21 protein-coding genes are annotated in these 24440 nt (G+C 47.9%); 15 read left to right on the forward strand and 6 right to left on the reverse strand.

Features of this window, described 5'->3' with window-relative positions:
• The first annotated feature begins 176 nt into the window (after positions 1-176).
• From BM265_RS12885 to BM265_RS12895, 3 genes are all read left to right on the forward strand, one after another.
• Positions 177-806 carry a TetR/AcrR family transcriptional regulator gene (locus tag BM265_RS12885; RefSeq protein ID WP_074962223.1) on the forward strand — a complete coding sequence of 210 codons (630 nt, stop codon included), beginning with the start codon at positions 177-179 and terminating at the stop codon, positions 804-806.
• A gap of 236 nt (positions 807-1042) precedes the next feature.
• Positions 1043-1744, forward strand: a complete 702-nt coding sequence (locus BM265_RS12890) for an ABC transporter ATP-binding protein (protein ID WP_074962224.1) — start codon at positions 1043-1045, stop codon at positions 1742-1744.
• A complete protein-coding gene (locus BM265_RS12895; protein WP_074962225.1) occupies positions 1744-4458 on the forward strand; it encodes an FtsX-like permease family protein in 2715 nt (904 codons plus the stop codon). Before BM265_RS12890 ends, BM265_RS12895 begins: the two co-directional genes overlap by 1 nt.
• A 302-nt stretch (positions 4459-4760) precedes the next feature.
• Here the strand turns inward: BM265_RS12895 and BM265_RS12900 are convergent, their stop codons facing one another.
• Complete coding sequence (locus BM265_RS12900; RefSeq protein ID WP_074962226.1) at positions 4761-5600, reverse strand: DUF6291 domain-containing protein; 840 nt, start codon at positions 5598-5600, stop codon at positions 4761-4763.
• A 366-nt stretch (positions 5601-5966) separates the two neighbouring features.
• Here BM265_RS12900 and BM265_RS12905 point away from each other — a divergent pair, with 366 nt between their 5' ends.
• The 10 genes from BM265_RS12905 (at position 5967) to BM265_RS12950 (ending at position 18387) form a co-directional block, all read left to right on the forward strand.
• Positions 5967-7355, forward strand: a complete 1389-nt coding sequence (locus tag BM265_RS12905) for an efflux RND transporter periplasmic adaptor subunit (RefSeq protein WP_074962227.1) — start codon at positions 5967-5969, stop codon at positions 7353-7355.
• A complete protein-coding gene (locus tag BM265_RS12910; protein ID WP_074962228.1) occupies positions 7339-8055 on the forward strand; it encodes an ABC transporter ATP-binding protein in 717 nt (238 codons plus the stop codon). The genes BM265_RS12905 and BM265_RS12910 overlap by 17 nt, the downstream gene beginning before the upstream one ends.
• Entirely contained in the window at positions 8052-9374 is a 1323-nt protein-coding gene (locus tag BM265_RS20135; RefSeq protein ID WP_177219595.1) for an ABC transporter permease, read from the forward strand. Before BM265_RS12910 ends, BM265_RS20135 begins: the two co-directional genes overlap by 4 nt.
• Positions 9375-10034: 660 nt before the next feature.
• Positions 10035-11681 carry an FAD-dependent oxidoreductase gene (locus BM265_RS12920; protein ID WP_074962229.1) on the forward strand — a complete coding sequence of 549 codons (1647 nt, stop codon included), beginning with the start codon at positions 10035-10037 and terminating at the stop codon, positions 11679-11681.
• A gap of 914 nt (positions 11682-12595) precedes the next feature.
• Positions 12596-14065 carry a magnesium transporter gene (mgtE, locus tag BM265_RS12925; protein WP_347500954.1) on the forward strand — a complete coding sequence of 490 codons (1470 nt, stop codon included), beginning with the start codon at positions 12596-12598 and terminating at the stop codon, positions 14063-14065.
• Positions 14066-14503: a hypothetical protein gene (locus BM265_RS12930; protein ID WP_074962230.1), complete on the forward strand. Its 438-nt coding sequence runs from the start codon at positions 14066-14068 to the stop codon at positions 14501-14503.
• Positions 14504-14563: 60 nt separating this feature from the next.
• Complete coding sequence (locus BM265_RS12935) at positions 14564-15058, forward strand: DUF6985 domain-containing protein (protein WP_074962231.1); 495 nt, start codon at positions 14564-14566, stop codon at positions 15056-15058.
• Positions 15059-15092: 34 nt separating this feature from the next.
• Positions 15093-16175: a protein kinase domain-containing protein gene (locus tag BM265_RS12940; RefSeq protein ID WP_074962232.1), complete on the forward strand. Its 1083-nt coding sequence runs from the start codon at positions 15093-15095 to the stop codon at positions 16173-16175.
• Positions 16176-16268: 93 nt separating this feature from the next.
• Positions 16269-16847: a biotin transporter BioY gene (locus BM265_RS12945; RefSeq protein WP_074962233.1), complete on the forward strand. Its 579-nt coding sequence runs from the start codon at positions 16269-16271 to the stop codon at positions 16845-16847.
• A gap of 178 nt (positions 16848-17025) precedes the next feature.
• Positions 17026-18387, forward strand: coding sequence for a glycoside hydrolase family 3 protein (locus tag BM265_RS12950; RefSeq protein ID WP_074962234.1), 1362 nt, complete (start codon positions 17026-17028; stop codon positions 18385-18387).
• Between the two features lie 231 nt (positions 18388-18618).
• Here the strand turns inward: BM265_RS12950 and BM265_RS12955 are convergent, their stop codons facing one another.
• Positions 18619-19386 (reverse strand): ZIP family metal transporter, encoded by a 768-nt coding sequence (locus BM265_RS12955; protein WP_074962235.1) that lies wholly within the window; start codon positions 19384-19386, stop codon positions 18619-18621.
• Positions 19387-19630: 244 nt separating this feature from the next.
• Between BM265_RS12955 and BM265_RS12960 the strand changes: the two genes are divergently transcribed.
• Positions 19631-19957 (forward strand): autorepressor SdpR family transcription factor, encoded by a 327-nt coding sequence (locus tag BM265_RS12960; protein ID WP_074962236.1) that lies wholly within the window; start codon positions 19631-19633, stop codon positions 19955-19957.
• Positions 19896-20621: an SdpI family protein gene (locus BM265_RS12965; RefSeq protein WP_074962237.1), complete on the forward strand. Its 726-nt coding sequence runs from the start codon at positions 19896-19898 to the stop codon at positions 20619-20621. The genes BM265_RS12960 and BM265_RS12965 overlap by 62 nt, the downstream gene beginning before the upstream one ends.
• A 123-nt stretch (positions 20622-20744) precedes the next feature.
• On the opposite strand, the gene BM265_RS12970 is transcribed toward BM265_RS12965, so the two are convergent.
• From BM265_RS12970 to BM265_RS12985, 4 genes are all read right to left on the reverse strand, one after another.
• On the reverse strand, positions 20745-21962 hold the full coding sequence (locus tag BM265_RS12970) for a sensor histidine kinase (protein ID WP_074962238.1): 1218 nt from the start codon (positions 21960-21962) through the stop codon (positions 20745-20747).
• Positions 21962-22633 carry a response regulator transcription factor gene (locus tag BM265_RS12975; RefSeq protein ID WP_074962239.1) on the reverse strand — a complete coding sequence of 224 codons (672 nt, stop codon included), beginning with the start codon at positions 22631-22633 and terminating at the stop codon, positions 21962-21964. The genes BM265_RS12970 and BM265_RS12975 overlap by 1 nt, the downstream gene beginning before the upstream one ends.
• A gap of 146 nt (positions 22634-22779) precedes the next feature.
• On the reverse strand, positions 22780-23472 hold the full coding sequence (locus tag BM265_RS12980) for an ABC transporter ATP-binding protein (RefSeq protein WP_074962240.1): 693 nt from the start codon (positions 23470-23472) through the stop codon (positions 22780-22782).
• 10 nt (positions 23473-23482) lie between these two features.
• On the reverse strand, positions 23483-24427 hold the full coding sequence (locus tag BM265_RS12985; RefSeq protein WP_074962241.1) for a hypothetical protein: 945 nt from the start codon (positions 24425-24427) through the stop codon (positions 23483-23485).
• Positions 24428-24440 lie beyond the last annotated feature (13 nt).

Consider the following 24440-nt stretch of genomic DNA (forward strand, 5'->3'; position numbering starts at 1 on the left):
GGATTTTATGCATCTGTCACGGACTTATTATACACTCTTTATGATAGATTGTCAATACCTTGACAATCATTTCCTTGGTCAAAATAACCAAATATCCCCGAAGTCACTTGACAAACCAATAAACATGAGTTAAAATAACTGTGTTACGTAACACTGTTATCAAAGGAGGACACACCATGTCAGAAAAGATCACAAATAATAATGAGAGCCGCGAAAAGCTCATCGAGTGCGCAAAAAGAGAGTTTCTGGAAAAGGGCTTTGCAAAGGCTTCTCTGAGAAAGATATCCTCGGATGCGGGGCTGACGACCGGTGCTGTATACTTCTTTTTCGGAGACAAAAACGGATTGTTTGAGGGTGTTGTGGGTGAAGCACTGGCTCAGCTGAATGCAGTGCTTGAAAACCACTTCACCCAGGATATAGAAGCCGACCTCACCGCATATCAGCAGCAGGACGGCGACCACGACGATTTCAGCGAAGCTCTGGTGGACGTCATCTACGGTCATTACGACGAGATGACCATACTCCTTGACCGCTCGGCAGGCTCGAAGTACGAAAGGTTCGTTGACAGTATCATAGACAAGCTGGACAGTTCATACATCGTGCTTGCGGAAAAGTATGCCGCCTGCGTGCCGAATAAGCGGGTCAACAGGAAAATGCTCCACTGGCTCACCCATGTGCAGATAAATGCTTTCGTCCATATGATGCAGCACGAGAAAGACAAGGAGAGCGCCCTGCATTTCATCAAGCCCGTAATGGATATGCTGATCAAAGCGTGGATGGAGTATTCGCTGGAGGACGATGTGTAGACAGGATAACTTAAACTAATGGCAAACAGCGCGAAGCAACAGCCGATGCAGTCTATGCGAGCGCTGTCTTGACCGAGTAGGCGAAGAGAGACGTGGGGGTATGTTGGCTGACGGTGACTGCTTCGAGCGTTGCCCCCATTTAGAACGATCCAAAGTAAAACTCAGTTGGAGTATTCAGATATCAAAAAATTTTACAGTGAAGTTAGATAAATCTAACTAAAGAAAGGAGACCCAATATGTTTTTAGAGATACAAGACGTTAAAAAAAGCTACGGCAAGGACACAAGCTATATCCAGGTGCTGAAAGGTGTCAGCACAAAGGTCGATAAGGGGCAGATGTGCGTTATACAGGGCACCAGCGGCTCGGGAAAATCAACGCTGCTCAACTGCATCGGCGGGCTGGATACTATGGATTCGGGTTCGGTGAAAGTGGACGGCAAAGAAATATTCGGTCTGCGCCCCGCCGAGCTTTCCGACTACCGCCGTGACTATCTGGGGTTCATTTTTCAGTTTTATAATCTGGTGCCGAACCTCACCGTTCGGGAGAATATCCAGGTATGCGGCTATCTTACGGATTCTCCTCTTGATATGGACGAACTGCTGGATGTTCTGGGGCTTACCGAACATCAGAACAAGTTTCCCGCGCAGCTTTCGGGCGGTCAGCAGCAGAGGTGCGCCATTGCCCGAGCCCTTATTAAAAACCCGAAGCTTCTTTTGTGCGATGAACCCACAGGCGCTCTGGATTCAAAGACCTCCCGCGATATCCTGATACTGCTGGAAAAGATCAACAAAAAGTACGGCACCACCATGCTGATCGTCACCCACAATAACTCCATTAAAAATATGGTGCACAAGGTCATCGTCATAAAGGACGGACAGATACGTAAAGACTACGAAAATGAAACCATCGTCCCCGCTGCCGAACTGGAGGACTTGTGATGAACAGAGTACTGAAAAAGCGTCTGCCCCGCGATCTCAGGGCAGGGATAGGGCGGTATACCGCGCTGATACTGGTCATCGCCATGGGCATTTTTCTGGTGCTGAGCATAGTCGGTTCGGCTGAAACAGTGCTCCATGGTGCGGTGGAAAAGCGTGCTGAATTCAACACCGAGGACGGCTTCTTCACGGTATTTTTGCCCCTTGCAGACAGCGAGATAGCAACCATTACCGAGGACGGCACAGAGATACAAGCTGAGTTCTACACCGACCTCACCGTAGATGAGGACACCAAGCTGAGAATATTCAAGAACCGCGAGAATATCGACAAGATCATTCTTGATGATGGCAGACTTGCGGAAGCATCAGGGGAGTGCGTTGTGGAGAAGCGCTATGCTGCTGTCAACGGTCTTGAAATCGGCGACACCATCACGGCTGGCGGTCATGATTTCGCGGTTACAGGCATCGGCGCTGTGCCCGACTACGATCAGCCCAAAGCCAAGTTCTCCGACACAGCTGTGCAGTCCCGATTTTTCGGACTTATCTTCGTTACGGATGAGTGCTATGAGGATATCCGCGCAGAGGGTGATCTGCCTGCTGAGGAGTATGTCTACGCCTATAAACTTGGTAATGATGTCACCGATGATGACCTGAAAGAGAAGATCCGTTCCATCAAGCTTGATTACTTGAAGGTCGAGGACAAGTATTTCCGCGAGACCATCGAGGATATCCTCTCCGACCGCAATAAGTTAGAAGACGGCATAAACTCCCTCACCGAGGGGACTTCCGACCTCACCAATGGCATGACCGAACTTGATTCTCACAGCGCTGAGATCAATAACGGTGCGCAGAAGCTTGTAGATGCCTATTTTGCACAGGCGAACGAAAGTCTTGCGGCGGCAGGAATGAAACTCATCCTGACGGAAGAAAACTACGCCGAAGAACTTGACAAGCTGATAAAAGTGACCAAGTCCGAAGACCTCAAAAGCCTGAAAGAAAGCCTTTCTGGCATGATCGCATACAGGGATGGACTTGCTGATTACACTGATGCTGTCACCCAAGCAAAAGAGGGTTCAGCCGAACTTGATGAGGGCGCAGGAGAACTCTCCGAGTGGATAGAAAAGCTCCTTGATTCGGCTTTTGATGTGGATATCGAGAACCTCGTTTCATTCGTGCCCCGCGGCGATAACGAGCGCATCGAAGCCGCCGCAGGTGATGTGGTCATGGATAAGAACGCGGGTCTTGCGGCGGGGGGGATAATCCTTATCCTTTTCGGCTACGTGATTTCGGTTTTCGTTGTTCACCGCGTTGAAAGCGAAGCACCTGTCATCGGGGCGCTGTACGCCCTTGGCGTGAAGAAAAAAGACCTTCTGCGGCACTACATAGCCCTGCCGACTCTGGTGGCTTTCATCGGTGGAGTAATCGGCACAGCGCTGGGATTTTCGCCCATCGGCATCGGCACGAGGTTGCAGAGCAGCTACGGCTATTTTTCCCTGCCCCGGTACGATATCTACTACGCGCCATATCTGTTTGTTTACGGGCTTATCCTGCCACCTGTGATATCAGCCATAGTTAATGCTCTGGTGATAAACAGCAAGCTTTCGCGGACGGCACTTTCCCTTATCAAAAACGAGCAGAGTTCTTCAAACTACCGCAGATTCAATGTAAGGTCGAAAAACTTTACAACTGTATTCCGCATAAGGCAGATGGTGCGTGAACTGCGCTCGGCGCTGACTGTGGTACTCGGAATGCTGGTATCCCTGATGGTTGTGATGCTGGGTCTTGACTGTATGGTGATGTGTCAAGCAGTTAAGCATGACAATGTGGCTGATACCAATTACGGCTATATGTACCTCTACAAGTACCCTGAAAAGGAAGTCCCCGAGGGCGGCGAAGGCGCTTTCATCAAGACACTTTCCACCGAGTGCATGGGATACACTCTTGATGTGACGGTGATAGGACTTAACGAGAACAGCAGGTACTTCGATGCTGACCCCGAAAAGGGAAAGAACAAGGCTGTTATCAACAACTCCCTAGTTCAGCGCTACGGCTACGATATCGGTGACAGGGTGACTTTCACCGATGCGGCATCTGACCGCGACTACACTTTCACAGTTACGGATATCGCCCAGTATTCACCGGGATTCACCGTGTTTATGGATATCGGCTCAATGCGGGAGCTTTTCGGTGAGAGTGAAGATTACTTCAATGCTGTCTATTCGGCGGAAGATCTTGACATCGATCCGGGAAGACTTTACAGCGTCACCACCAAGGCTGATATCGAGAAGAGCTCGGGTGTTTTCGTTGATCAGATGGGTCCTCTTGTCTACACGCTGATGACCGCAGGAACTGTTATCTTCGTGGTAGTTATGTATCTTATGATGGGCGTGATGATCGACCGCAGTTCCTTTGGCATCTCTCTGATGAAGATATTCGGATACCGTCCCAAAGAGGTGCGCAGCCTGTACCTCAACGGCAACCTGATAGTCATTTCTATCGGTGCACTGATATGCATACCGCTGGCGAAATTCCTGATGGACTGCATCTATCCAAGCTTTATCCCCAACGTTGCCTGCTCAATGTCGCTGGATTTTCCGCCTTACCTATATCTGATAGTGTATGGTGCGGTGCTTGTGGTCTACTTCATCAGCAGTGCTCTGCTGACAAGAAAGCTGAACCGCATAACACCCGCCGAGGTGCTTAAAAACAGAGAATAAATATCTTATCTTTTACCGCCGCCTTTCGCTTGCATGAACGAAAGACGGCTTATTTATGTCTGCGTTTTTTATTCAGAAAAATATTCATTCCCGAGAGCCTTTTACAGTTATTTCCAAAGCATAATAGAATACCTCTGCGGGCGCGTAAATAGGCGTTCATCTGACTACGGTTTATTTACAGTAAACCGCTTTTATGCTTAACTTCTGTTTTGTGCATAATGTCGAAATTTTTACATATCTATTCTGTTATCTTGACGAATTTTTTTCGTAATGTTATAATAGTATCGTTAGTGAAATTTTTGTCATTTTTGCATATTTCGTTGCTGTTCGGCGGTGGGGTGAATTGTTGCTTTACATTCAAGTTCTCTTGCAAAATCTTCCATTGCATGGGCTCGTGCATAGGCTTCATATTCCGCGAGTTCTTCATCGGTTATCTTGCCGCTGTCAGCCGATAAAGCCTTAGATGGGTTGATTTTTCTCGACCTTGCGATATCTTCGGATATCCAGTTTTTCAGCTTTGCATAACAGCTTTGGTAAACTTTACCTGTCTGTTCCATGTAAGTGTCCATGCTTTCGATGCATTTATCGGTCATATGCTTGCCGAACCTGTTTACCAGACTGCCGTATTCACCAAAGGACAAAGATATATTTCTGAACTCTCCGAATTTGTATTTCCTGTGGGCGGGGGAGGGGGTGTGCTCGGGATATTCCCGATTCGCTGTAATTTCTTTACCCTCACCCTCATCTTTAACTTCATCTTTGTCTTTTTCTTCATCCTTTTCCTTATCGGCATTTTTGGTATCCATTGGCATGGGGTCGTATGCGGTGGCACTTTCGTTGGATAAAGTGCTGTTTTCGGTTACTACCGTGTTATCGGAAGACTTCCAGCGCTTGCGGGCGTTCTTCTGATTGCGCTGGCATATCTTTTCGTAGCGCTCCGCATCACGGCGAAGCTGATTCGCTATCATGATGAAAGCGATCTTCAGTCCGCCTTTGAAATCAGGAACTTCACCTGTTTTCACAAAGGCGAATACCCCGCGGATAAGCTCGCCCCTTTCGGCGTCGCTTTCCAGTGCCAGGAAGGTCTCTTCCCATTCTTTGTAGAGCATGAAGCTCTTGCTTTTGCTGTTGATACTGTTCATAAATTTCTACCTCCTGTATATCCTGGTATGCGGTCGCATAACTTTCACTATCAGGAAAAACAGCAGAAAAGTTGTACGTTTTTGTACAACTCTTGCAGAAATATGTCCGAGTTAAATATAAAAACATTTGTTTGCACAAAACCGCACGTGTTATTATGTGCGGATAGATAAATTTTGTGATGAAAACTTTTCCCTAAAGACCGCTTTCAATATCGGTCAGGCGGTGTAAGATCAGACCTGTGATATATCATCATCAAGGGGCGAAAACAGCCAATGCCCTCAGGGTGATACATCGGGTCGGAACCAATTGCCGTCAGCCTTATGTGAGTACTTTCAGGAAAAGGAAAAAAAGAAGGAGGCATTTTAATGGCTGTAAAGAAAAAGACTATCATTATCCCTGCGGTGATCGCATTGCTTGCGGGCGGCGGACTTTATGCCTGCAGTGCAATGTCCAAGGCTGCACAGGAGAGCCTGATAGCAAACACAAAGTATTCGGTTATCCCTGCGGGTCAGAACGACCTTTCAAAGGTGATATCCACCACGGGTAAGGTCATCGGCAACGGTACAGTTGACGTTACCACAAAGCTCAATTGTTCGGTTAGCAAGGTAAATGTCAGCCTTGGCGATATGGTCAAGGAAGGCGACCTGCTTTGCGAATTTGACACCACCGAGCTTCAGGAGGAATACGATTCGCTGAAAGAGCAGATGGATAATTCCGATAAAAAGGAAAAATCTGACAGCTCCAAAAACGAGCGTGACCTTGAAGCCGCAAAGTCAAAGAAAGATGCGTCTCTTGCAAGGGCACAGCGCGAGATTGACAAGGCTGTCACCGCCCGTGATGATGCTTACAACAAGTATAACAACCTCTGCAACGAGTACAATTCCGCTTTGGAGCGCGGCGATGAGAACTATGACTATACTTCGGTATGGGCAACTCTCGAACAGCTGAAATCCGGTCTTTCCAATTATGATGATGCTGTTACACTGGCAAACGATTCCTACAAGGATACGGAATCTACCTGCGATGATGCTATCCAGAGGATCCAGGATGTTATCGATGCAGAAGCTTTCGGTTCCACCGATGACAACCAGAAGAAGCTTGACAAGCTGGCTGAGCAGATAGAGCAGTGCAAGGTATATGCATCTCAGTCGGGCATAATCACCGCCCTGAACGTAAACGAGGGAAGCGTACCTTCATCGCCTTCCATCATGACCATCGTAAACACCGATAAGACAGTCATCGAGCTGACTGTCAAGGAGACTGATATCACCAAGATAGAAGAGGGCATGACTGCCAAGGTAACTTCCAAGGTTCTTCCCGGCGAGGAATTCTCCGCTACCATCACACGTATCGTCAATGTCGTTTCCAACGATGTTACCGCTGAGGGCTCGTCTTCGGGCTACAAGGTGGAAGTCACCCTTGATGAGACCAATGACAAGCTTCTGATAGGTATGTCGGCTTCCGTTGATGTTGTTATCAACGAGATAGGCGAAAAGCTCAGCGTGCCTTATTCAGGCGTGTTTGAAGAGGACGGCGCTGAATACGTATATGTTGCCGAGCCTGCCGATGATAATGAAGGCGGCTACATCGCCAAGAAGAAAAAAGTGGAAAAAGGCGAGGAAAGCGACTTTTATGTTGAGATCAAGGGCGGTGAAGTCAAGAGCGGTGATCTTGTCATCGAAGATCCCGTTGGCGGTGAACTTCCCGATGTCAGCGACGGAGCGAGGGTGCAGGTAAATGAAAAGAAGAAGTGACCCTGTAATCCACATGGAATCCGTTACCAAGAAGTACTACGTGGGTGAACCCAATGAACTTCAGATACTTTTCGATATCGGGCTGGATATCTTCGAGGGCGAATTCGTGTCCATCGTGGGAGCATCGGGCTCGGGCAAAAGTACGCTGATGAACATTATCGGTCTCCTTGACAGACAGACCGAAGGCGAGTACGAACTCAACGGAAACAGCACCAAGGTGCTTGACGACAAACAGCTTTCCCGAATCAGGAACAAGGAGATCGGCTTCGTGTTCCAGAATTTCAACCTTATACCAAAGATATCCGCGCTGAAAAACGTGGAGATGCCCATGATGTATGCAGGCGTATCCCAGAAGAAGCGCACCGAGAGGGCTATGGAGCTCATCGAGCTGGTGGGTATGAGCGACAGATACACCCATGACCCTGCAAGGCTTTCGGGCGGACAGAAACAGCGTGTTGCCATCGCTAGGGCTATGGCGAATGACCCGTCTATCATTCTTGCCGATGAGCCTACGGGCGCACTTGATACCAAGACAGGCAGAATGGTAATGGATCTGTTCCACAAGCTTCACGAGGAAGAGGGCAAGACCATCGTGCTGATAACCCACAGCCCCGAGCTTGCATCTGAAACACAGCGCATGATAACCATCAGCGACGGCAGGATAATCGCTGACGATTACAAAAAGGAGGTGTTTCAGTGAACCTCCTTGAAAGCATAAAAATGGCGTTCTCCTCACTGGCGATAAACAAGCTCAGGTCATTCCTGACCATGCTTGGTATCATCATCGGTATCAGCGCCGTTATCACGATAACGACCATTGGTAACTCCATATCAAAGACACTGAACAATACCTTTGACCAGTTAGGTGACGTAAAGCTCACCATCTATCCCGAGATAAGGGATGATTACGAGGGCAAGTATCCGGAAAACGATGACGATACCCTCACCCTTGAAAAGGTACAGGAACTTGTGGAAAAGCATCCCAATGAGCTTACATACAGCTGTAACGAGGCTTACGGCGCTGCAGATATCGTGAACCTGAAAGGCGAGACTTTTAAGGCTCTGATGATCGGTGTTTCAGGTGACTATTTCGATCCTCCCCAGTTCAAAAAGCAGATAGTTCAGGGACGTGCGCCCTCAAATGCCGATAACATCGGCAAGAAGCACACCTGTGTAGTATCTGATGTATTCTGTGAGCAGTACTTCGGTTCGGCAGATGACGCACTGGGCAAGACCATAAGGTTCGAAGTGAACAATCAGGGTAATATCAATCTGACCATAGTCGGCATAATGGAATACACCGACCTTGAAAAGAGCGAGATGAAGATCAACACCACGAAGAACAAGCTGGATATAAGGACTTATGTTTTCTTCCCATACAACACCATGCTTGAAGCTAAGGGTCTTTCCCCGAAAGAGACTATACTCCACAGCGCACAGATAGGCTGGACAAGCAACTGTGATTCCGAGACTGCCAAGAGGTACATCGAAGATTACTTCGAGGATGTATACCGCAACAACGATACATGGCAGATCGCTATATACGACTCTCAGGAAGAGATGGGCATGATAACCACCGTGCTGAACGTTATCACCATAGCGATATCAGTAATTGCGGCTATATCGCTGATAGTCGGCGGTGTGGGCGTTATGAACATCATGCTGGTAAGCATACTTGAGAGGACCCGTGAGATAGGTGTCCGCAAGGCACTGGGTGCGCTTAACGGCGATATAAGAAGCCAGTTCGTTATCGAAGCAGTTATCATCTGTCTTACAGGCGGAACCATAGGCGTGCTGATAGGCGTTCTGAACGGCGTGATCCTCAGCAAGGTAGCGGCGATACTGCTCAACACCATGGCAGCTGAATATGCTGAGTACATCACACTGAGTGTACAGCCATCGATACCTGCGATCATCATTTCGCTGGCATTCTCGATGCTGACTGGACTGATATTCGGTTACTATCCAGCAAAGAGAGCAGGCAATATGAATCCTATTGATGCGCTGAGGTATGAATAATCCTTTGGTAATTCATAATTCATAATTCACAATTCATAATTATTGGCAGGGCAACCACGTAGTGTGGTAAGTATGCCAAGGATTGGAGCTTTTGGTCAAGCTTTTCGCGAAAAGCTTGCGGAGAGCTCGAGAGGCAGAGCCTCTCGGTCAAGGCACCCAAGCGTCGTGGCAACAAAGCCGTAAATAGCACAGCAAACTATCGACCAAAAAAAGGCGCGGCAATATCAAATATTCCGAGCGTATGCGATCGTATGCCACCGCACAAACTATCCGCGTGAAATATTGCCGCGCCCGTCATCGGACAGCGATAGCGAATCCGATGACTCGACCCGAGGAACGAGGGGCGACTAGCTCCCCGCCTACGAATGTGAATGTGCAAGCGCATAGAATCCCATGCGATCGTATAACAGCTCATTGGTTGGTATGATCGAAACTTTGGTTTGAATTATCCGCGGCGAGTGCATGAATGTATAAGTATGAAATGCATAAAACTTATGCGACCGCAACCCACCACAGTACATAAGGATAACATAAGAGTCAACGAAAGACGACACTATAATACTATGCACAAAGTCCCCAAATGGGCAAACAAACCGGAAAATCTTGCTGCCGTCCCCGCTGATGAGGACGGCAGTTTGTGTATAAAAAGGAGGAAGAACTATGTCACAGCAAACAAATTTCAACATTACCGAGGAAGAGACCGCAGGCTCTGTATGCGAACTTCAGACAATAACACCCGATGAAACTGCCGATTATGATGTGGTAGTCGTAGGCGCGGGCGCTTCCGGTGTTCCTGCTGGCTGCAAGGCGGCTGAACTGGGCGCTAAGGTGGCGCTTCTGCAGAAAGCTGCCGCTGTTGTATCACAGGGCAACTGCGGTTCAGCGATAATCAAGTCAAGGTCTACCGAGGCAGGTATCGCCAAGTGGATTCACCATACCAACGGTCTTTGCGACTGGCGTGCCGATACCAAGCTGCTGAGAGCCTACGCAGACCATTCCGAAGAAGCTATGATGTGGTTCTGGAACAGGGCGGGCATGACCAAGGAGACCGAGTACGGTGACGGCAGTAAAGTCGACAGCAACACCGACAGCGCAAAGCTTCTCAATGACGGCAACGGTCTCTGTGCATTCATCAGCACCAGCGGAGATTTCACAGGTCACTGGCAGGACAGGGAGAACAGCTACGAGTACGGCGATGACCACTGTTATTTCTGGGCACCCTGGGTAGGTCCCAAGCCCAAGAACGTCAGCAACGCGTTGAAAAATATCATCGATAACGTGCAGAAAACAGGTGTGGCATTGGATGTTTTCTACAGCACCCCCGCGGTTCAGCTTGTTACCGAGAACGGCAGAGTATGCGCTGTTATCGCCAAGAACAGCGAGGGCAAGTACATCCGCTATAACGCGAAAAAAGGCGTTATACTTGCCACGGGCGACTACACCAACAATCCCGCAATGGTAAAAAGGTGGTGCCCGGATATCGCCGAGTTTGATAAAAAGCAGTTCGGCAAAACAGGTGACGGTCATATACTTGCCATGTCCGCAGGTGCTGAAATGGAACCTCTGGGACACACAAAAATGATGCACGATTTCGATTCCGCGCTGATGTTTGAAGAGCCATTCCTCTACGTCAACATGGAGGGTGAGCGCTTCACAAATGAGTATACAGGCTTTGTATACATGGGAAATATCCTGCGCACACAGCCTGCTTACAAGGGCTCCATGCTTGATGCGGAACATAAGGAAACAGGCTCAAAGGGCTGGTACTGCACCATCTACGACAGCACATACATGGACTGGCCGGATGATGAATTTGTCAGCAGGAGAGTGCCGCCTGCAGTTATGGAGAAATTCATTCCCGGCGCAGTAGAAGAACCTCAGGGCGTATTCAAGAACCTCATCGACCTGCACAGATGTGACACACTTGAAGAACTGGCAAAGGAGCTTGACGTGCCGTATGACAAACTGAAAGCTTCCGTTGACCGCTACAACGAGCTCTGCGATAAGGGCGTTGATACCGACTTTGGCAAGCCCGGGAAGTATATGCACAAGATAGAAAAAGCGCCTTTCTGGGGAGCTAGAAAGCACATCCGCGTATCGGCAGAAGTCTCGGGCGTTTTCACCGACGAGTATGGCAGAGCCCTCTACAAAGACGGTACTCCTATCCCCGGCCTTTACTGCGTGGGCAATCTTGGCGGACAGTTCTACGGCGGTGCGGATTATCCATTCCATCAGACAGGACTTTCGCTGGGCAAGTGCTATACCTTTGGTATCATCGCGGCGAAACACGCTGTCTCTAATTCTTAATTGCCCTCGGCCGGGCACGTTCGACGCAGTCAACGTTGGCCGATTCCGCCTATTTATAGTTTGGAGAGGGCGGTAGGATTGCGTGACGGCGGGTCAGAGCATGGCGAGTAAACGCATTTGAAATAACCTGAACATTTACGCAGACTAAGTGAGGTTAGCGCAACAAAGCTGTGTGCGAATGGAGCTTTGGCTCAAGCCTTTCGCGAAAGGCTTGCGGGAGTTTGAGGGCAGAGCCCTCAATCACCAAGGCACGAAACCAAAATGCACAGCGAACTTCCCGCCCCCAAAAGGCGCGGCAATATCAAAATTCCGAGCGTATGCAAAACTAATGCATACGCTCAAACTATCTGCGTAAATTATTGCCGCGCCCGTCATCGGACAGCGATAGCGAATCCGAAGACTCGACCCGAGGTACGAGGGGCGATAGGTCGCAAGCCAAAGCATACCAATGTATGCGACCGTATGCCGCTGCATTTATTGTTTTCCGCTTTCTCGACAAGAGAAATAAGGTACAACATCTGTCACCCAAGGTCAGAAGATCCAGGCAAAATAAGAGAAAATTCCCTCATGACCCATGGTCAGCCATTGACATATCTGTATCAGTGTGGTATAATATTAAAGTAAAAAAACCAAACGAAAAGGACGGTGAGGACAGAAGTGACTAACGGTGACAGTTGCGGGTCAAAAGGGCAGCTATGCGGCAAAATATCCTGCGGGCGGCAAACTGTAACGGTTCGTCGTCTTCTGTAATCGTGTCTGCTTTGCGGACAGACCTAAGGATATATGTGCGCTGCCTCTGACAGACCCGTGTAGGGTGCTTTAAATGCACCATGGTCGGCAGAGGACTTTTTATGCCCATTTTTAACCCCTTGCGTCATTATTAATATTATTAATATGAACGGAGGGCTATGGATATGGCAGAGGATATCAAAAAGGATACCGAGAACACAGAGGATATCTCAAAGATAAATACAGATGACGATACCGCTGAAATGGCGGTAAAGCCCGATTATGAGGGCGAGATTATTGAAGTTATACGCAGCAACGATTCGCCGCGTGTGATACTGAAAAAACTGGAGGACTACCACGGCAACGATATCGCGGGGGTTGTGGCTGACCTCACAAAACAGGAAAGGCAGAAGCTTTATCGCGTGTGCAGCGGTGATATGCTGGCGGAAGCCTTTGAGTACCTTGATGAGGACGAGGCGGGAGTATACCTGAACGAAATGGATCTTCAAAAGGCTGCTGCTGTGGTGAGTCTGCTGGAGACTGATACGGCAGTGAATGTTCTTCGTGAGATCGAGCGTGAAAAGCGTGGGCTTATCATCGATGCCCTTTCGGCTGAGGTCAGGAAAGAGATCCGCCTTATCGCGAGTTTCGACGAAGACGAGATAGGCAGTAAGATGACCACTAACTGCATCATCATCAAGGAAGACCTTACCATCAAACAGGCGATGAGCGAGCTTGTGCGTCAGGCTGAGGACAATGACAATATCACGACTATTTTTGTGGTTGATGATAACGAGGAGTTCTACGGTGCCATCGACCTGAAAGAGCTTATCACGGCCCGCAGTACGAGGACGCTGGAGAGCCTGATAATGACCTCGTTCCCCTACGTTTACGCCAATGAGGAGATCGATGAGTGTATCGAAAAACTGAAGGATTACTCCGAAGACCTGATACCCGTGCTGGATAACAGCAGCAGACTTCTTGGCGTTATCACTGCGAAAAGCCTTATCGAAGTTGTTGACGATGAGATGGGCGAGGACTACGTGATGTTCGCAGGTCTGACAGCTGAGGAAGACTTGCAGGAGCCGCTTTTGCAGAGCATGAAGAAGCGTCTGCCATGGCTGCTGGTACTTCTTTGTCTTGGTATGCTGGTGTCGGGCGTTGTGGGAGTATTCGAGAAAGTCATCTCCCAGCTGACCCTCATTATGGCATTCCAGTCGCTGATACTGGATATGGCAGGTAACGTTGGCACCCAGTCCCTTGCGGTGACTATCCGAGTGCTTACGGACGAAAATCTGACTTTCTCCCAGAAGATGCACCTTGTGGCAAAAGAGACCCGCGTGGGTCTTTCAAACGGCATACTGCTGGGCACAATGTCTTTCGGTCTTGTGGGACTTTACATAATGTTATTCAAGCACCGCACTGCCGGATTTTCCTTTGCTGTATCGGGCTGTATAGGCATCTCGCTGATGGTGGCTATGCTGATATCAAGCGCGGTGGGAACTATTATCCCGCTGTTTTTCAAGAAGATAAAAGTTGACCCCGCAGTGGCTTCGGGCCCGCTGATAACCACCGTCAACGACCTTGTAGCTGTGGTGACTTACTACGGACTTTCCTGGGTGCTTCTGCTGAATGTTATGAATCTGGGAGGATAAATGAAACGTAAAATAATTATAGGTGTGATAATACTTATAGTAGCTGCTATTGCGGCTTATGGTGTATATATTAATTCGCCGGTAATACGAATGACAGTAGTATATAAAATGAATTTCGAACTGTTTGAAATTGCGGCGCATGGAAATGAGGATGATGTTGAGCGTCTTGTACATAAGCTTAATGACACAGTAGGATTTCAGAATACTTTTGATGATGGTATAGTAGAAGCTAACCGTAAAGAAGATCAAGAAAGACTGTATATCATCGGATACAGAGAAGGAGTAGAAAGTTCAGCCGGTGGCAAGGAGTTAAGATATGAGTGGGTCTACTCGGAGACGAAACCGGATATTGAAAATAAAGAGAGAAGCGGTTTCAGGCTTGAAAAGACTTTGGGTGACGGCTGGTACTTATATAGATGGTTAGGTTATACCTGTTAGATTCAGCTGTACGGTAATGTGCTGATGAATTTAATAATGAACAATCTGAGGAGGCATATTATGGAGAATAAGGTTTTCCGCGAGGGGGATATTGTGACCGACTGTGTTCTCGGTGATGAGATCGAGATCTATGTTCCTCATGAGAATGTCAGCGGTGAGTACATAAATAAGTGCGTTCGGCATCTGATTGATCTGCCCGAAGATACGCTTTCGGCTATATGTGAAGCGGCGAAAAGGTACTGTTTGTTCTTTATCGAGCTTTGCAGGGACGCGGCAGGGGAGAGATTCGACCCATCTGATTTTCCGCCTGTTGACAAGGCTACGCCTGTGGGTGAGATGTTCAGGTATTTCAATATTTCTACGGTGGAGTTTGAGGTCCCGAAGAACACTGATATCCCTGCGCTGAACCTCAGCGGAGGCTGTGAATGGGAGCCCGAACACGGTATACAGATATGTATTCTCGGGGATAAACTGGTTTATTTAGGCGGCTTTGAGGGAAATTCGCCGTGGGGTAAATATGATGCCCATGATGAATGGAATTTCGCAAACGTTTAAGTGAATTTCGACATTAGAAAGGAGGGCGCAATTTTTGGATAACAGCTTAGAGCGCAGGCTTTCGGGCTACGAACCGCTGTGGAATGAGTGGTACGTGGACAGCTTTATGTGGGAGGACAGCCTTGGCACCATGTTTTCGCTGAAAGATAAAAACGGCCGCAAAAGCGCAGTCAGAGTTTTGACAGTTGACAGCACAGCCTGCGGCAGACCACTTTCCGAACTGACGGCGGCTGCCATAAAAAGGATAAACGCCCGACTTCCTCTGGCGGGTGAAGCTTTCCTTGTCAGTGCGCGAAACTTCACAGTAAAAAACATCGAAAACGTTGGCGCTCCGCCTGTCGCCGCAGATATCCTTGTGCAGACGGACGACTATCGTCCCCTTGAGATCGATGGTCAGATGCCTTATATAACTGCCCGCAAGCTGGCGGATAACATCTGCCGAGGGATTCGTACAGCACACAGAAACGCCTTTACTTTCGGGGATATCTGCCCCGAAAATCTCCGCGTTGACAGCGAGGGTCATTTCTGTCTTGATGCCCCCTGCACCTATCTTCCTGCCCTTGCAGACCATACCTATGCCGCGCCTGAAACGTTTTCTGATAGCTACGATCATTTCAAGGCGGACATATATTCCTTTGGAATAATGCTTTATCAGCTTTTCAACGGAGGACTTCTGCCCCTTCAAAAAGAGGGTGAAAGTCAAGAAAATGCAGTAAAAGCACGGCTCGATGGTCAGCCCTTTGACCCGCCTGCAGGTGCACCGCCTGATCTCGGACGGTTCATAATGCAGTGCTGTATGCCGCATCCCGAGAGCCGATATGCCGATATGGATGAGGTTTACAGGGTGCTGAGCCAGCTCCCCGTTGACAGTGTACCACCCCAGTACGAGGCTTGCTACGTTCCGACCGAGAAGCGTAGGAAAGTGGAAAAGAGATCCTCTGAGGTCAAAGAAAATTCCGACACAATGCATATACCTCAACAGGCATCCCCGGGAAATACTCCGATTTCCGAAGAAAAAGAAAGCCGCGGTATGCGAATGTATGTGTTGGTACTCCTGTATATGCTTCTGGGAGCGGTGGGTGTTTTCCTGATCTATTCGATTTTCTTTTTGAAATAATGTGGAATCGTATACTTTTTTATGCAAAATGGTTGACAAATCACATGATAAGTGCTATAATGTATACCAGTAGATGAAAAGAGGTATACATTTATGACTACACAAAAAGTATCAATCAAAAACTCTCAAAGCAAACAGCTGCTCACCGTTAAGGACATGGCTCTGACCGCGATGTTTGCGGTTTTGATAGCCGTATGTTCATGGATATCAATACCAACAGCGGTGCCTTTTACATTACAGACCTTTGCTGTTTTTTGCGCAGTATCAATGCTGGGCGGCAAAAGAGGATTCTTCGCTGTGCTGGTATACATACTCCTTGGCGCAGTCGGTATCCCTGTATTTTCGGGCTTTAAAGGCGGCGCAGGAGTTCTGCTTGGCGCAACTGGCGGGTACATCATCGGATTTATTGTAATTCCCGCGCTTTGCCTGCTGACAGAAAAGCTTTTCGGCAAAAAGCTTATCGCTGAGATCTTGTCCATGATCGTTGGTCTGGCGCTTTGCTATGCTTTCGGAACGGCTTGGTTTATCAAAGTCTACACCGATACCAAAGGTGACATGACCCTCGCAAATGCCCTGAAATTCTGTGTTTTGCCCTTTATCCTCTGGGATATGCTGAAGTTGGCTGTTGCTATTTCTCTGTCAGCTGCGGTGAAGAACAGAGTTCATATCTGAATTACTTAAACGATTGCAATAACTGATCGTCCTGCGTCTTCGGCGCGGGACTTTTTCTTTAATATCCGTTTATCTCCGGAATAGTAAATATATGAGTAAAATGTTGACAATACGCGAAAATAATGTTATACTATATTTTGATATTTGATTTTACGAAATCGTTTTTAGGAGTGATGATATGTCGAAGTCGAAGAAAAAGGCGAGTGCCAAAGCTCAGCGTATACGCACTTTGCTGATTCTTCTGGTGATAACCGGTGCCCTGAGTGCTTATGTGGTGAACGGTTATTTCAAAAATCGTCCTGTTGAACTTGTAGACGGCAAAACGTCTGATAAAGCTGCAAAACTCAGTAAGAAAGCTGAACAGTCCGATAAAGCCGATGATAAAACAACTGCCGAGGAAGAGCACGAGAGCGAAATCGAACAGCAGTCTGACGAGACAAAAATCTCAGCCAAAGTCGATGAAAATACAGAAAAGCCGACCGAAAACGTTCCCGAAGACGATGAGATAACCAAGATGATGGCTGAAATGAGCCTGCACGAGAAGATCTGTCAGCTTTTTGTTGTCACTCCCGAGAGTCTTACGGGCTATGATCTGGTGACAGAATCCGGTGCAGCGACCCTTGATGCTCTGAAAGAGTATCCTGTGGGCGGTCTGATCTACTTCGCTCAGAATCTTGAGGACGTTGAGCAAACGAAATCGATGTTGGCGGCGACAGCTGAGAGCAACAGTACTGTGTCCGATATCCCGTTGTTTTTCTCGGTCGATGAAGAGGGCGGTATAGTTGCAAGGTGCGCTGAAAAGCTGGGCACGACTGAGTTCCAGCCTATGTATAAATACCGCAAAAAAGGCACAGATACAGCTTACAAGAACGCTTTCACTATTGCTTCGGATATTGCCGATCTCGGCTTCAATGTAGATTTTGCTCCCGTTGCGGACACATGGTCCAACCCTGATAATACTGTCATCGGCACCCGCGCATACAGCGACGATTTTGAGCAGACTGCCGAGCTTGTTGCAAGTGCAGTCAAGGGCTTCAATGACGGCGGTGTTGTTTGCTCACTGAAGCATTTTCCAGGTCATGGTGACACTGCTGAGGACTCACATGATGGTATGGCTTGCAGCTACAAGACGGTCGATGAACTGGAAAACGCAGAATATCTGGCATTTGAGAGCGGTATCGAAGCGGGAGCTGACATGGTCATGGTGGGACATATCACAATGGTCAACGTTGACGATCAGCCCGCATCCCTTTCGAAAACGATCATTACCGACGAACTTCGCGGCAAGCTCGGTTTTGACGGTGTGATCGTCACCGATGCCCTTGCCATGGGCGCTCTGGCAAATTATTACAGCTCAGATGAAATATCCGTAGCTGTTCTCAAAGCTGGCGGCGACCTTCTTTTGATGCCCGAAGATCTGGAATCTGCTGTTGCAGGTGTTGAAAAAGCCGTTAAGAAGGGTGATCTGACCGAAAAGCGCATAGACGAGAGTCTTGAACGTGTGCTTCGTCTTAAAAAGGATAGAGGTATCCTCAAATAAAACGATTTCGCATATAATTTAAGCGGGGAATCTTCTCCCCGCTTTTTTGCGCTCTAATTTTGGCTGAATTTGTTTGCTTTGTATCTTACAAACTTCGTTTTATCGGTAGTTTGCTGTATATCAATGTTTTGTCATGCACTAAGAGGTCTCAGCCGAACCACTCAATTTATTTGACTATTATTACGAAATGGTTTTCGTAATGTATTCCATGGCTAAATTTTACCGAACCAATTACAGCGCCACATCAAGGGTCATCATCAGAATAAACCCTATCATCACGCAGATAGTCCCCGCGCGAGAGCCTTCAAGATGCGCTTCAGGGATAAGTTCATCTGCCACAACATAGAGCATCGCTCCTGCCGCAAAGGATAAAAACCAGGGCAGGACTGTCTGTGCAGCACCTGCCAACAGCACTGTTAAAACGCCGAAAACAGGCTCAACAATGCCCGAAGCCGCCCCGCACAGAAATGCTTTCAGTCTGCCCATACCGTGTTGACGAAGTGGTATGGATATAGCTGCTCCCTCGGGAAAATTCTGTATACCCATACCAACCGCAAGAGCAACTGCCGCACCAAACAGCGCAGGGTCTGCACTCCTTGCTGCAACCGCAAAAGCCAGACCCACAGCCATGCCTTCGGGGATATTGTGAAGCGTAATGGCGAAAACGAGCATCGCCGTCCGACCTCTTCGTCGTTCTGTATCCTTAGCAAAACAGGGCAGGATCTTGTCGAGGATCATCAGAAAAGCCACTCCGCACGCGAAGCCTCCCGCTGCAGGGATCCAGCCACGTTTGCCAAGTTTTTCCGATTCTTCTATCGCAGGGATCAGCAAGCTCCACACCGAAGCCGCTATCATAACTCCTGCCGCAAAGCCCAGAAAAGCCCGCCTGACTTTGTCTGAAAAGTCGTCGCTGTACATGAAAAGCACCATCGCCGCCCCAAGCGCTGTCATCAAAAATGTAAAGCCTGTCGCGCAGGCTGCCGAAATCAAACCCGTCATAGTATGCTTCCTTTCTTTTCGTGTTAAGCTATACTATGCTCAGTTCACGCGGGTTGACACTCTTGAAATACCTATATATTGCTTTGTTTCAGCGTTGGCAGACTATTGACTTGATAATTTAGAAAAATTTCTAAATACCTCTTGACAAACTATGGCAAGTGTGATATATTGTATTTAGAAAATATTCTAATTAGATATTCTTCAAACTTACAAAAAACTATTTATACTAAAATGGAGGTGCCCGATGGGATTTCAGGAAACATTCAAAGCACTGTCCGACCCTGTACGGCGGGATATTCTCGTACTGCTTCGGGACGGCAGGATGTCGGCGGGGGATATCGGTTCACATTTCGATATGACAGGTGCGACCATGTCCTACCACTTCAAACAGCTTAAAAATGCTGACCTTATTACAGAAACAAAAGAGAAAAACTTCGTTTATTACGAGCTGAACACCTCGGTTTTTGATGAGCTTGTAATGTGGCTTGAGATGATGAAAGGTAAAAAAAATGAAAAAACTGACATGGGGCATAGCCCTGTTCCCACTGATAGCGACGGCAGCAGCGGTTAATTTTCTTCCCGAAAAAGTGCCGACACACTACAACGCCGCAGGAGAGATAGACAACTGGGGCAGCCGAAATTCCGCCTTTTTACTGCCGATTTTTATAATTATTTTCACGGCGATCTTTGAAGCCATCGCACAAGGGATGAAACGTCGGGCAGGGGACGGTGAAAATTCTGCCGATAGAGCAAAGCAGAACATCAAGGTACTTCAAAAGATCGTCCCTTGGGTTATAGGCGCGATGGGTGCGTTTCATCTAGTGATGCTGGTCAAAATGTGCGCCGACGGTCACGCTGATATTTCAAATATGCCTATTGACGACATGAGGATCTATGCATTTATTTTGGGGCTGATCTTCATTCCCATTGGAAACAGCGTTTCAAAGACCCGTCGGAATGGTCTGGTCGGATTCCGCCTGAAATGGACGCTTTACAACGATGTTACCTGGCAGAGATCAAATCTCTTCGGCGGTGTATGTCTGATGCTGGTAGGTGTCTGCACCATGATATCCGCAGCATTTATGAGTGGTCTTGCGGCGATATTGCTGATGCTTGCTTACCTTAATGTGGCGCTTGTGGTGATGATGGTTTATGCGAAGCGCGTTTATGATGAGGAAAAAGGAAAAGCTGAATCTTCGGGCGCAGAAGTAAAAGATCAAGCGAAAAGGTTCTAACGCCGAATGGGTGAATTTCGAGGGGATCAATCTGTTTGCAATTTAAAAATACAGAACTTTCTAGTTGATAAAACGTCTATTCCACCCAATTATAAATTATTCTTTGTTAGTATATGTTCCATGTCACTTTTTAAGATTCAGCATTACAAAGAAAGTGTTGAACCCATCTTCGCTTTCAGCCCATATCCTGCCGCCGTGTTCATTCACGATACTCTCAGCGATGGATAATCCCAGACCGTAGCTGTTGCCGTCACTGCGTGCTTCATCGATGCGGTAAAATCTCTTGAAAATGTTTTTGCAGTCGGATTTTGAAAGGGGTGCGCCCTTTCCCGTGACGGAAAGCACAGCGTTTACGCCCCTGCGTGCAAGTCGGATATTCACGGTATATGCCGAGTTATAGTATTTCAGCGCATTGTCCAGCAGAATACTCATCACCTGCCTAAGCTTGTCCTTATCACCCATGACCGTTATACCCTGTTCGATATCCGATGAAAGATCCATGCTCTTCTCAAAAAACAGAGGTTCAAACGGTAGTATGCTATCGGATATCAGTTTGCTGAGGTCAAGACTCTCCATTTCCGTACCGGACGTTCTGTTGTCCATTCTCGCAAGCTCCAGCAGACTTTCAACAAGTCCTCTCATTCGCTTTGAGGTGGAGAGGATATTCTGGCTCAGCACCGATCTGTCTGCTTCGGAGTACCCCTTGTCTTCAAGCATTTCAGCGTTTGTCATGATTACGGTCAGGGGAGTTTTCAGCTCGTGGGAAGCATCAGCTATGAATTGCTTCTGCTCGTTCCAGGTCTTCTCTACAGGCTTTGTCATCCACTTTGCCAGCAGAAGACTTATGATAAAAAACAGAGCGTATCCGATCAGCCCCACGATAACGCTGTTGCGTATCAGACCTTTCAGCATTGTCCTTTCGCTGGAAACATCAGCGAAAACTATCGTCCTGCCCTTGGGATTGTCCGTCACAAGATATCGCAGATCGTATTCTGCTATCATTCCGATATTTCCGTCTTCTTTCTCAACAGCATCGGTCAGCTTCTGCAGAAATTCCTCATCGGTCAGGTCGTAGTAACCTTCTCCCGATGTGGTTATCTCACCGTTTTCATCAATGGTCAGGGTGAAAAATGGAAGACGCATCTTGTGTTCAGTATCATTCGGCATACCGACAGGTGTTTTCATTATCGGGCGAAATGCCATGGCACGCATCATCTGTACGCTCTCGCGTTCCATATTCAGTCTGGTGAAATGCAGTATTCCCCCGATGATCACTGCGAACAGCACCGTCACCAATGACATTACCACCACCACGAATTTTATCTTTAATTTTCTAAGCATTATCCGTCACACTCCAGATGATAGCCCAGCCGCCGCACCGCCTCGATGTGTATATCCGAACCGATGCTTGAAAGCTTTTTGCGCAGAAATCCTACGTACACTTCCACATGGTTCTCCACCGCATTTGAATCGTAACCCCACACCTTGGTCAGCAGAGATTCCTTTGAAATGTGATTTTTGCCCGATACCATCAGCAGGCGCATTACTTCGAACTCTCTGGCCGAAAGGCTCACGCTGTTGTCATCGCAGGCAAGTTCAGCGGATTCAAGATCAAGATGAGTGTTGCCGAAAACAAGCTCATTTACCTGTGTGCCCTGACGTCTGAGCAGAGCATTTACGGTGGCAAGAAGTTCTCTGGAATCAAAGGGCTTTGTCAGATAATAGTCCGCCCCCGAATCAAGCCCCCGCACCTTGTCTTCTATCTCAGACCTTGCCGTCAGCATGAGTATCGGCACGGAGATGTGCTTTTTTCTTATATCCTTAGCCACCTGATAGCCGTTTCTGAAAGGGAGCATTATATCCAGTATTATAAGATCGTAGATACCCAGCATGGCATATTCTTCACCGCTCTCTCCATCGTATACAGCTTCCGATTCAAAACCCTTTGAGGTCAGCATCAGCTTCAGCGAATCCGCCAGAGTGCGTTCATCTTCTATGATAAGTATTTTCAAGGCTATTCCTCCCTTGGTGCAGTTTCTTTTTATTATAGATCATGATACTTAATTGAAACTAAAATATCAGCCTTTTATGACCTGATACCAAATACCGCACCGAAGCGAATAATTTCTTCGATGCGGTGCATTAATGTACACTTTTGTCAGACGGCTTTTTCTTCCTCGAAGATCTCACCGTCAACGATGCGGACAGTTCGCTCAGCCCATTTTGCAACGTTGAGATCGTGGGTTATCATAACTATTGTATTGCCCATATCGTGAAGTTTTGTGAAGAGCTTCAGTACCTCAGTGCCGCTGCTCTGATCAAGTGCGCCCGTAGGTTCATCAGCCAGCAGCAGTGATGGCTTGCTGCAAAGGGCTCGGGCTATGGCAACTCTCTGCCGCTGACCGCCCGAAAGCTCCGATGGCTTGTGGCTGACCCTCTGTGAAAGCCCAAGCATATCCATAACTTCCTCGCACTCTCTTTCAGCGCTCTTCCTGTCCATACCGCGCATCAGCAGGGGCATGATGATGTTCTGCATCACCGTGTAAGTCGGGATAAGATGGTAGTTCTGAAAGATGAAGCCTATCTTGTGATTGCGTATCTTCACGAGTTCCTTTTCCTTGGCATCGTGTATCGGTATTCCGCTGAGGTCGTAGGAACCGCTGTCGAGAGTATCCATACAGCCGATAATGTTCATCAGTGTGGATTTGCCCGAACCCGAGGGTCCCAGAATCGCGGTAAACTCGCCCTTTCGCACCTCGAAATTGATATCTTTCAGAACGTTCAGCTTTTCCGTTCCCATTTTATAGCCCTTGCAGACGTTCTTCATCGAGATTATCTGTTCACCTGCCATATTTACTACCTCATTTCTCCATTATCTGAACAGCTGTCACGACTTCTTCACCACTGCTGTTCTTCTCCACGCTGCATCTTATGATATCGCCCTCGGAGAGCACTTTGAAATCAGTTTCCACACCAAGACTTGTTGTGACTTTCGTACCAACGGGTATCCGTATTTCCTCTTTGTCGCCTGTCAGAGTGTACTTGCTGTCCGAACTGCCGCGGGAACTTTTCTTTTCGTCCCCTGACTTATCCGATCTCTCACCTTTATCCGGCTTCTCGAATCCCTCAGGCATTTTACCCTCAAAATCACTCTTGTCAAATCCCTCAGGCATTTTACCCTCAAAATCACTCTTGTCAAATCCCTCGGGCATTTTGCCCTCGAAATCACTCTTGTCGAAGCCCTCAGGCATTTTGCCATCGAAATCACTCTTATCGAAGCCCTCAGGCATCTTGCCCTCAAAGTCACTCTTGTCGAATCCTTCGGGTATCTTTCCATCAAACTTGCTCTTGTCAAATTTCTCTGACTTATCCGACGCCTCAACGTCTTCCGATCCGGAAGATCTTTCGGGCTTTTTGCCGCCAAAGCTTTTAGGGTCAAAACCTTCGGGCATTTCTCCGCTGAAATTACCCGGGTCAAAACCCTCAGGCATCTCACCACTGAAATTACTTGGATCGAAGCCCTCGGGCATATCACCCATATCAGGTCTGCTGTGCTTTTTGGAGCTTTCGCCCTCTTCACCTTCCTCGGACTTTTCCTTTTTATCCTTGTCCGATCCGCTGTCAGACTTTTCTTCCTCGGCGTTCTCGTTGTAGTTCGCCAGAAGAAGTACAACATCATTTCCCGATACCGATTCTATCTGTCCGTAGATGTATTCGCCATCAGCTTCCTTTTCAGCAGATTTTCCACAGCCCGAAAGCGATGCGAGCATTATGGCAGCCAGTGCCGCCGCAACTATCTTTTTCATAACGAATTACTCC

It is taken from the genome of Hominimerdicola alba (genome assembly GCF_900112155.1).
In the GTDB taxonomy this organism is placed as follows: Bacteria; Bacillota; Clostridia; order Oscillospirales; family Ruminococcaceae; genus Hominimerdicola; species Hominimerdicola alba_D.

Bases quoted from the DNA above. Each gene is read 5' to 3' on its own strand.
- BM265_RS12885 (WP_074962223.1), top strand. From the start codon at position 177: ATGTCAGAAAAGATCACAAATAATAATGAGAGCCGCGAAAAGCTCATC.
- BM265_RS12890 (WP_074962224.1), top strand. From the start codon at position 1,043: ATGTTTTTAGAGATACAAGACGTTAAAAAAAGCTACGGCAAGGACACA.
- BM265_RS12895 (WP_074962225.1), top strand. From the start codon at position 1,744: ATGAACAGAGTACTGAAAAAGCGTCTGCCCCGCGATCTCAGGGCAGGG.
- BM265_RS12900 (WP_074962226.1), bottom strand. From the start codon at position 5,600: ATGAACAGTATCAACAGCAAAAGCAAGAGCTTCATGCTCTACAAAGAA.
- BM265_RS12905 (WP_074962227.1), top strand. From the start codon at position 5,967: ATGGCTGTAAAGAAAAAGACTATCATTATCCCTGCGGTGATCGCATTG.
- BM265_RS12910 (WP_074962228.1), top strand. From the start codon at position 7,339: ATGAAAAGAAGAAGTGACCCTGTAATCCACATGGAATCCGTTACCAAG.
- BM265_RS12920 (WP_074962229.1), top strand. From the start codon at position 10,035: ATGTCACAGCAAACAAATTTCAACATTACCGAGGAAGAGACCGCAGGC.
- mgtE (WP_347500954.1), top strand. From the start codon at position 12,596: ATGGCAGAGGATATCAAAAAGGATACCGAGAACACAGAGGATATCTCA.
- BM265_RS12930 (WP_074962230.1), top strand. From the start codon at position 14,066: ATGAAACGTAAAATAATTATAGGTGTGATAATACTTATAGTAGCTGCT.
- BM265_RS12935 (WP_074962231.1), top strand. From the start codon at position 14,564: ATGGAGAATAAGGTTTTCCGCGAGGGGGATATTGTGACCGACTGTGTT.
- BM265_RS12945 (WP_074962233.1), top strand. From the start codon at position 16,269: ATGACTACACAAAAAGTATCAATCAAAAACTCTCAAAGCAAACAGCTG.
- BM265_RS12950 (WP_074962234.1), top strand. From the start codon at position 17,026: ATGTCGAAGTCGAAGAAAAAGGCGAGTGCCAAAGCTCAGCGTATACGC.
- BM265_RS12955 (WP_074962235.1), bottom strand. From the start codon at position 19,386: ATGACGGGTTTGATTTCGGCAGCCTGCGCGACAGGCTTTACATTTTTG.
- BM265_RS12960 (WP_074962236.1), top strand. From the start codon at position 19,631: ATGGGATTTCAGGAAACATTCAAAGCACTGTCCGACCCTGTACGGCGG.
- BM265_RS12965 (WP_074962237.1), top strand. From the start codon at position 19,896: ATGAAAAAACTGACATGGGGCATAGCCCTGTTCCCACTGATAGCGACG.
- BM265_RS12970 (WP_074962238.1), bottom strand. From the start codon at position 21,962: ATGCTTAGAAAATTAAAGATAAAATTCGTGGTGGTGGTAATGTCATTG.
- BM265_RS12980 (WP_074962240.1), bottom strand. From the start codon at position 23,472: ATGGCAGGTGAACAGATAATCTCGATGAAGAACGTCTGCAAGGGCTAT.
- BM265_RS12985 (WP_074962241.1), bottom strand. From the start codon at position 24,427: ATGAAAAAGATAGTTGCGGCGGCACTGGCTGCCATAATGCTCGCATCG.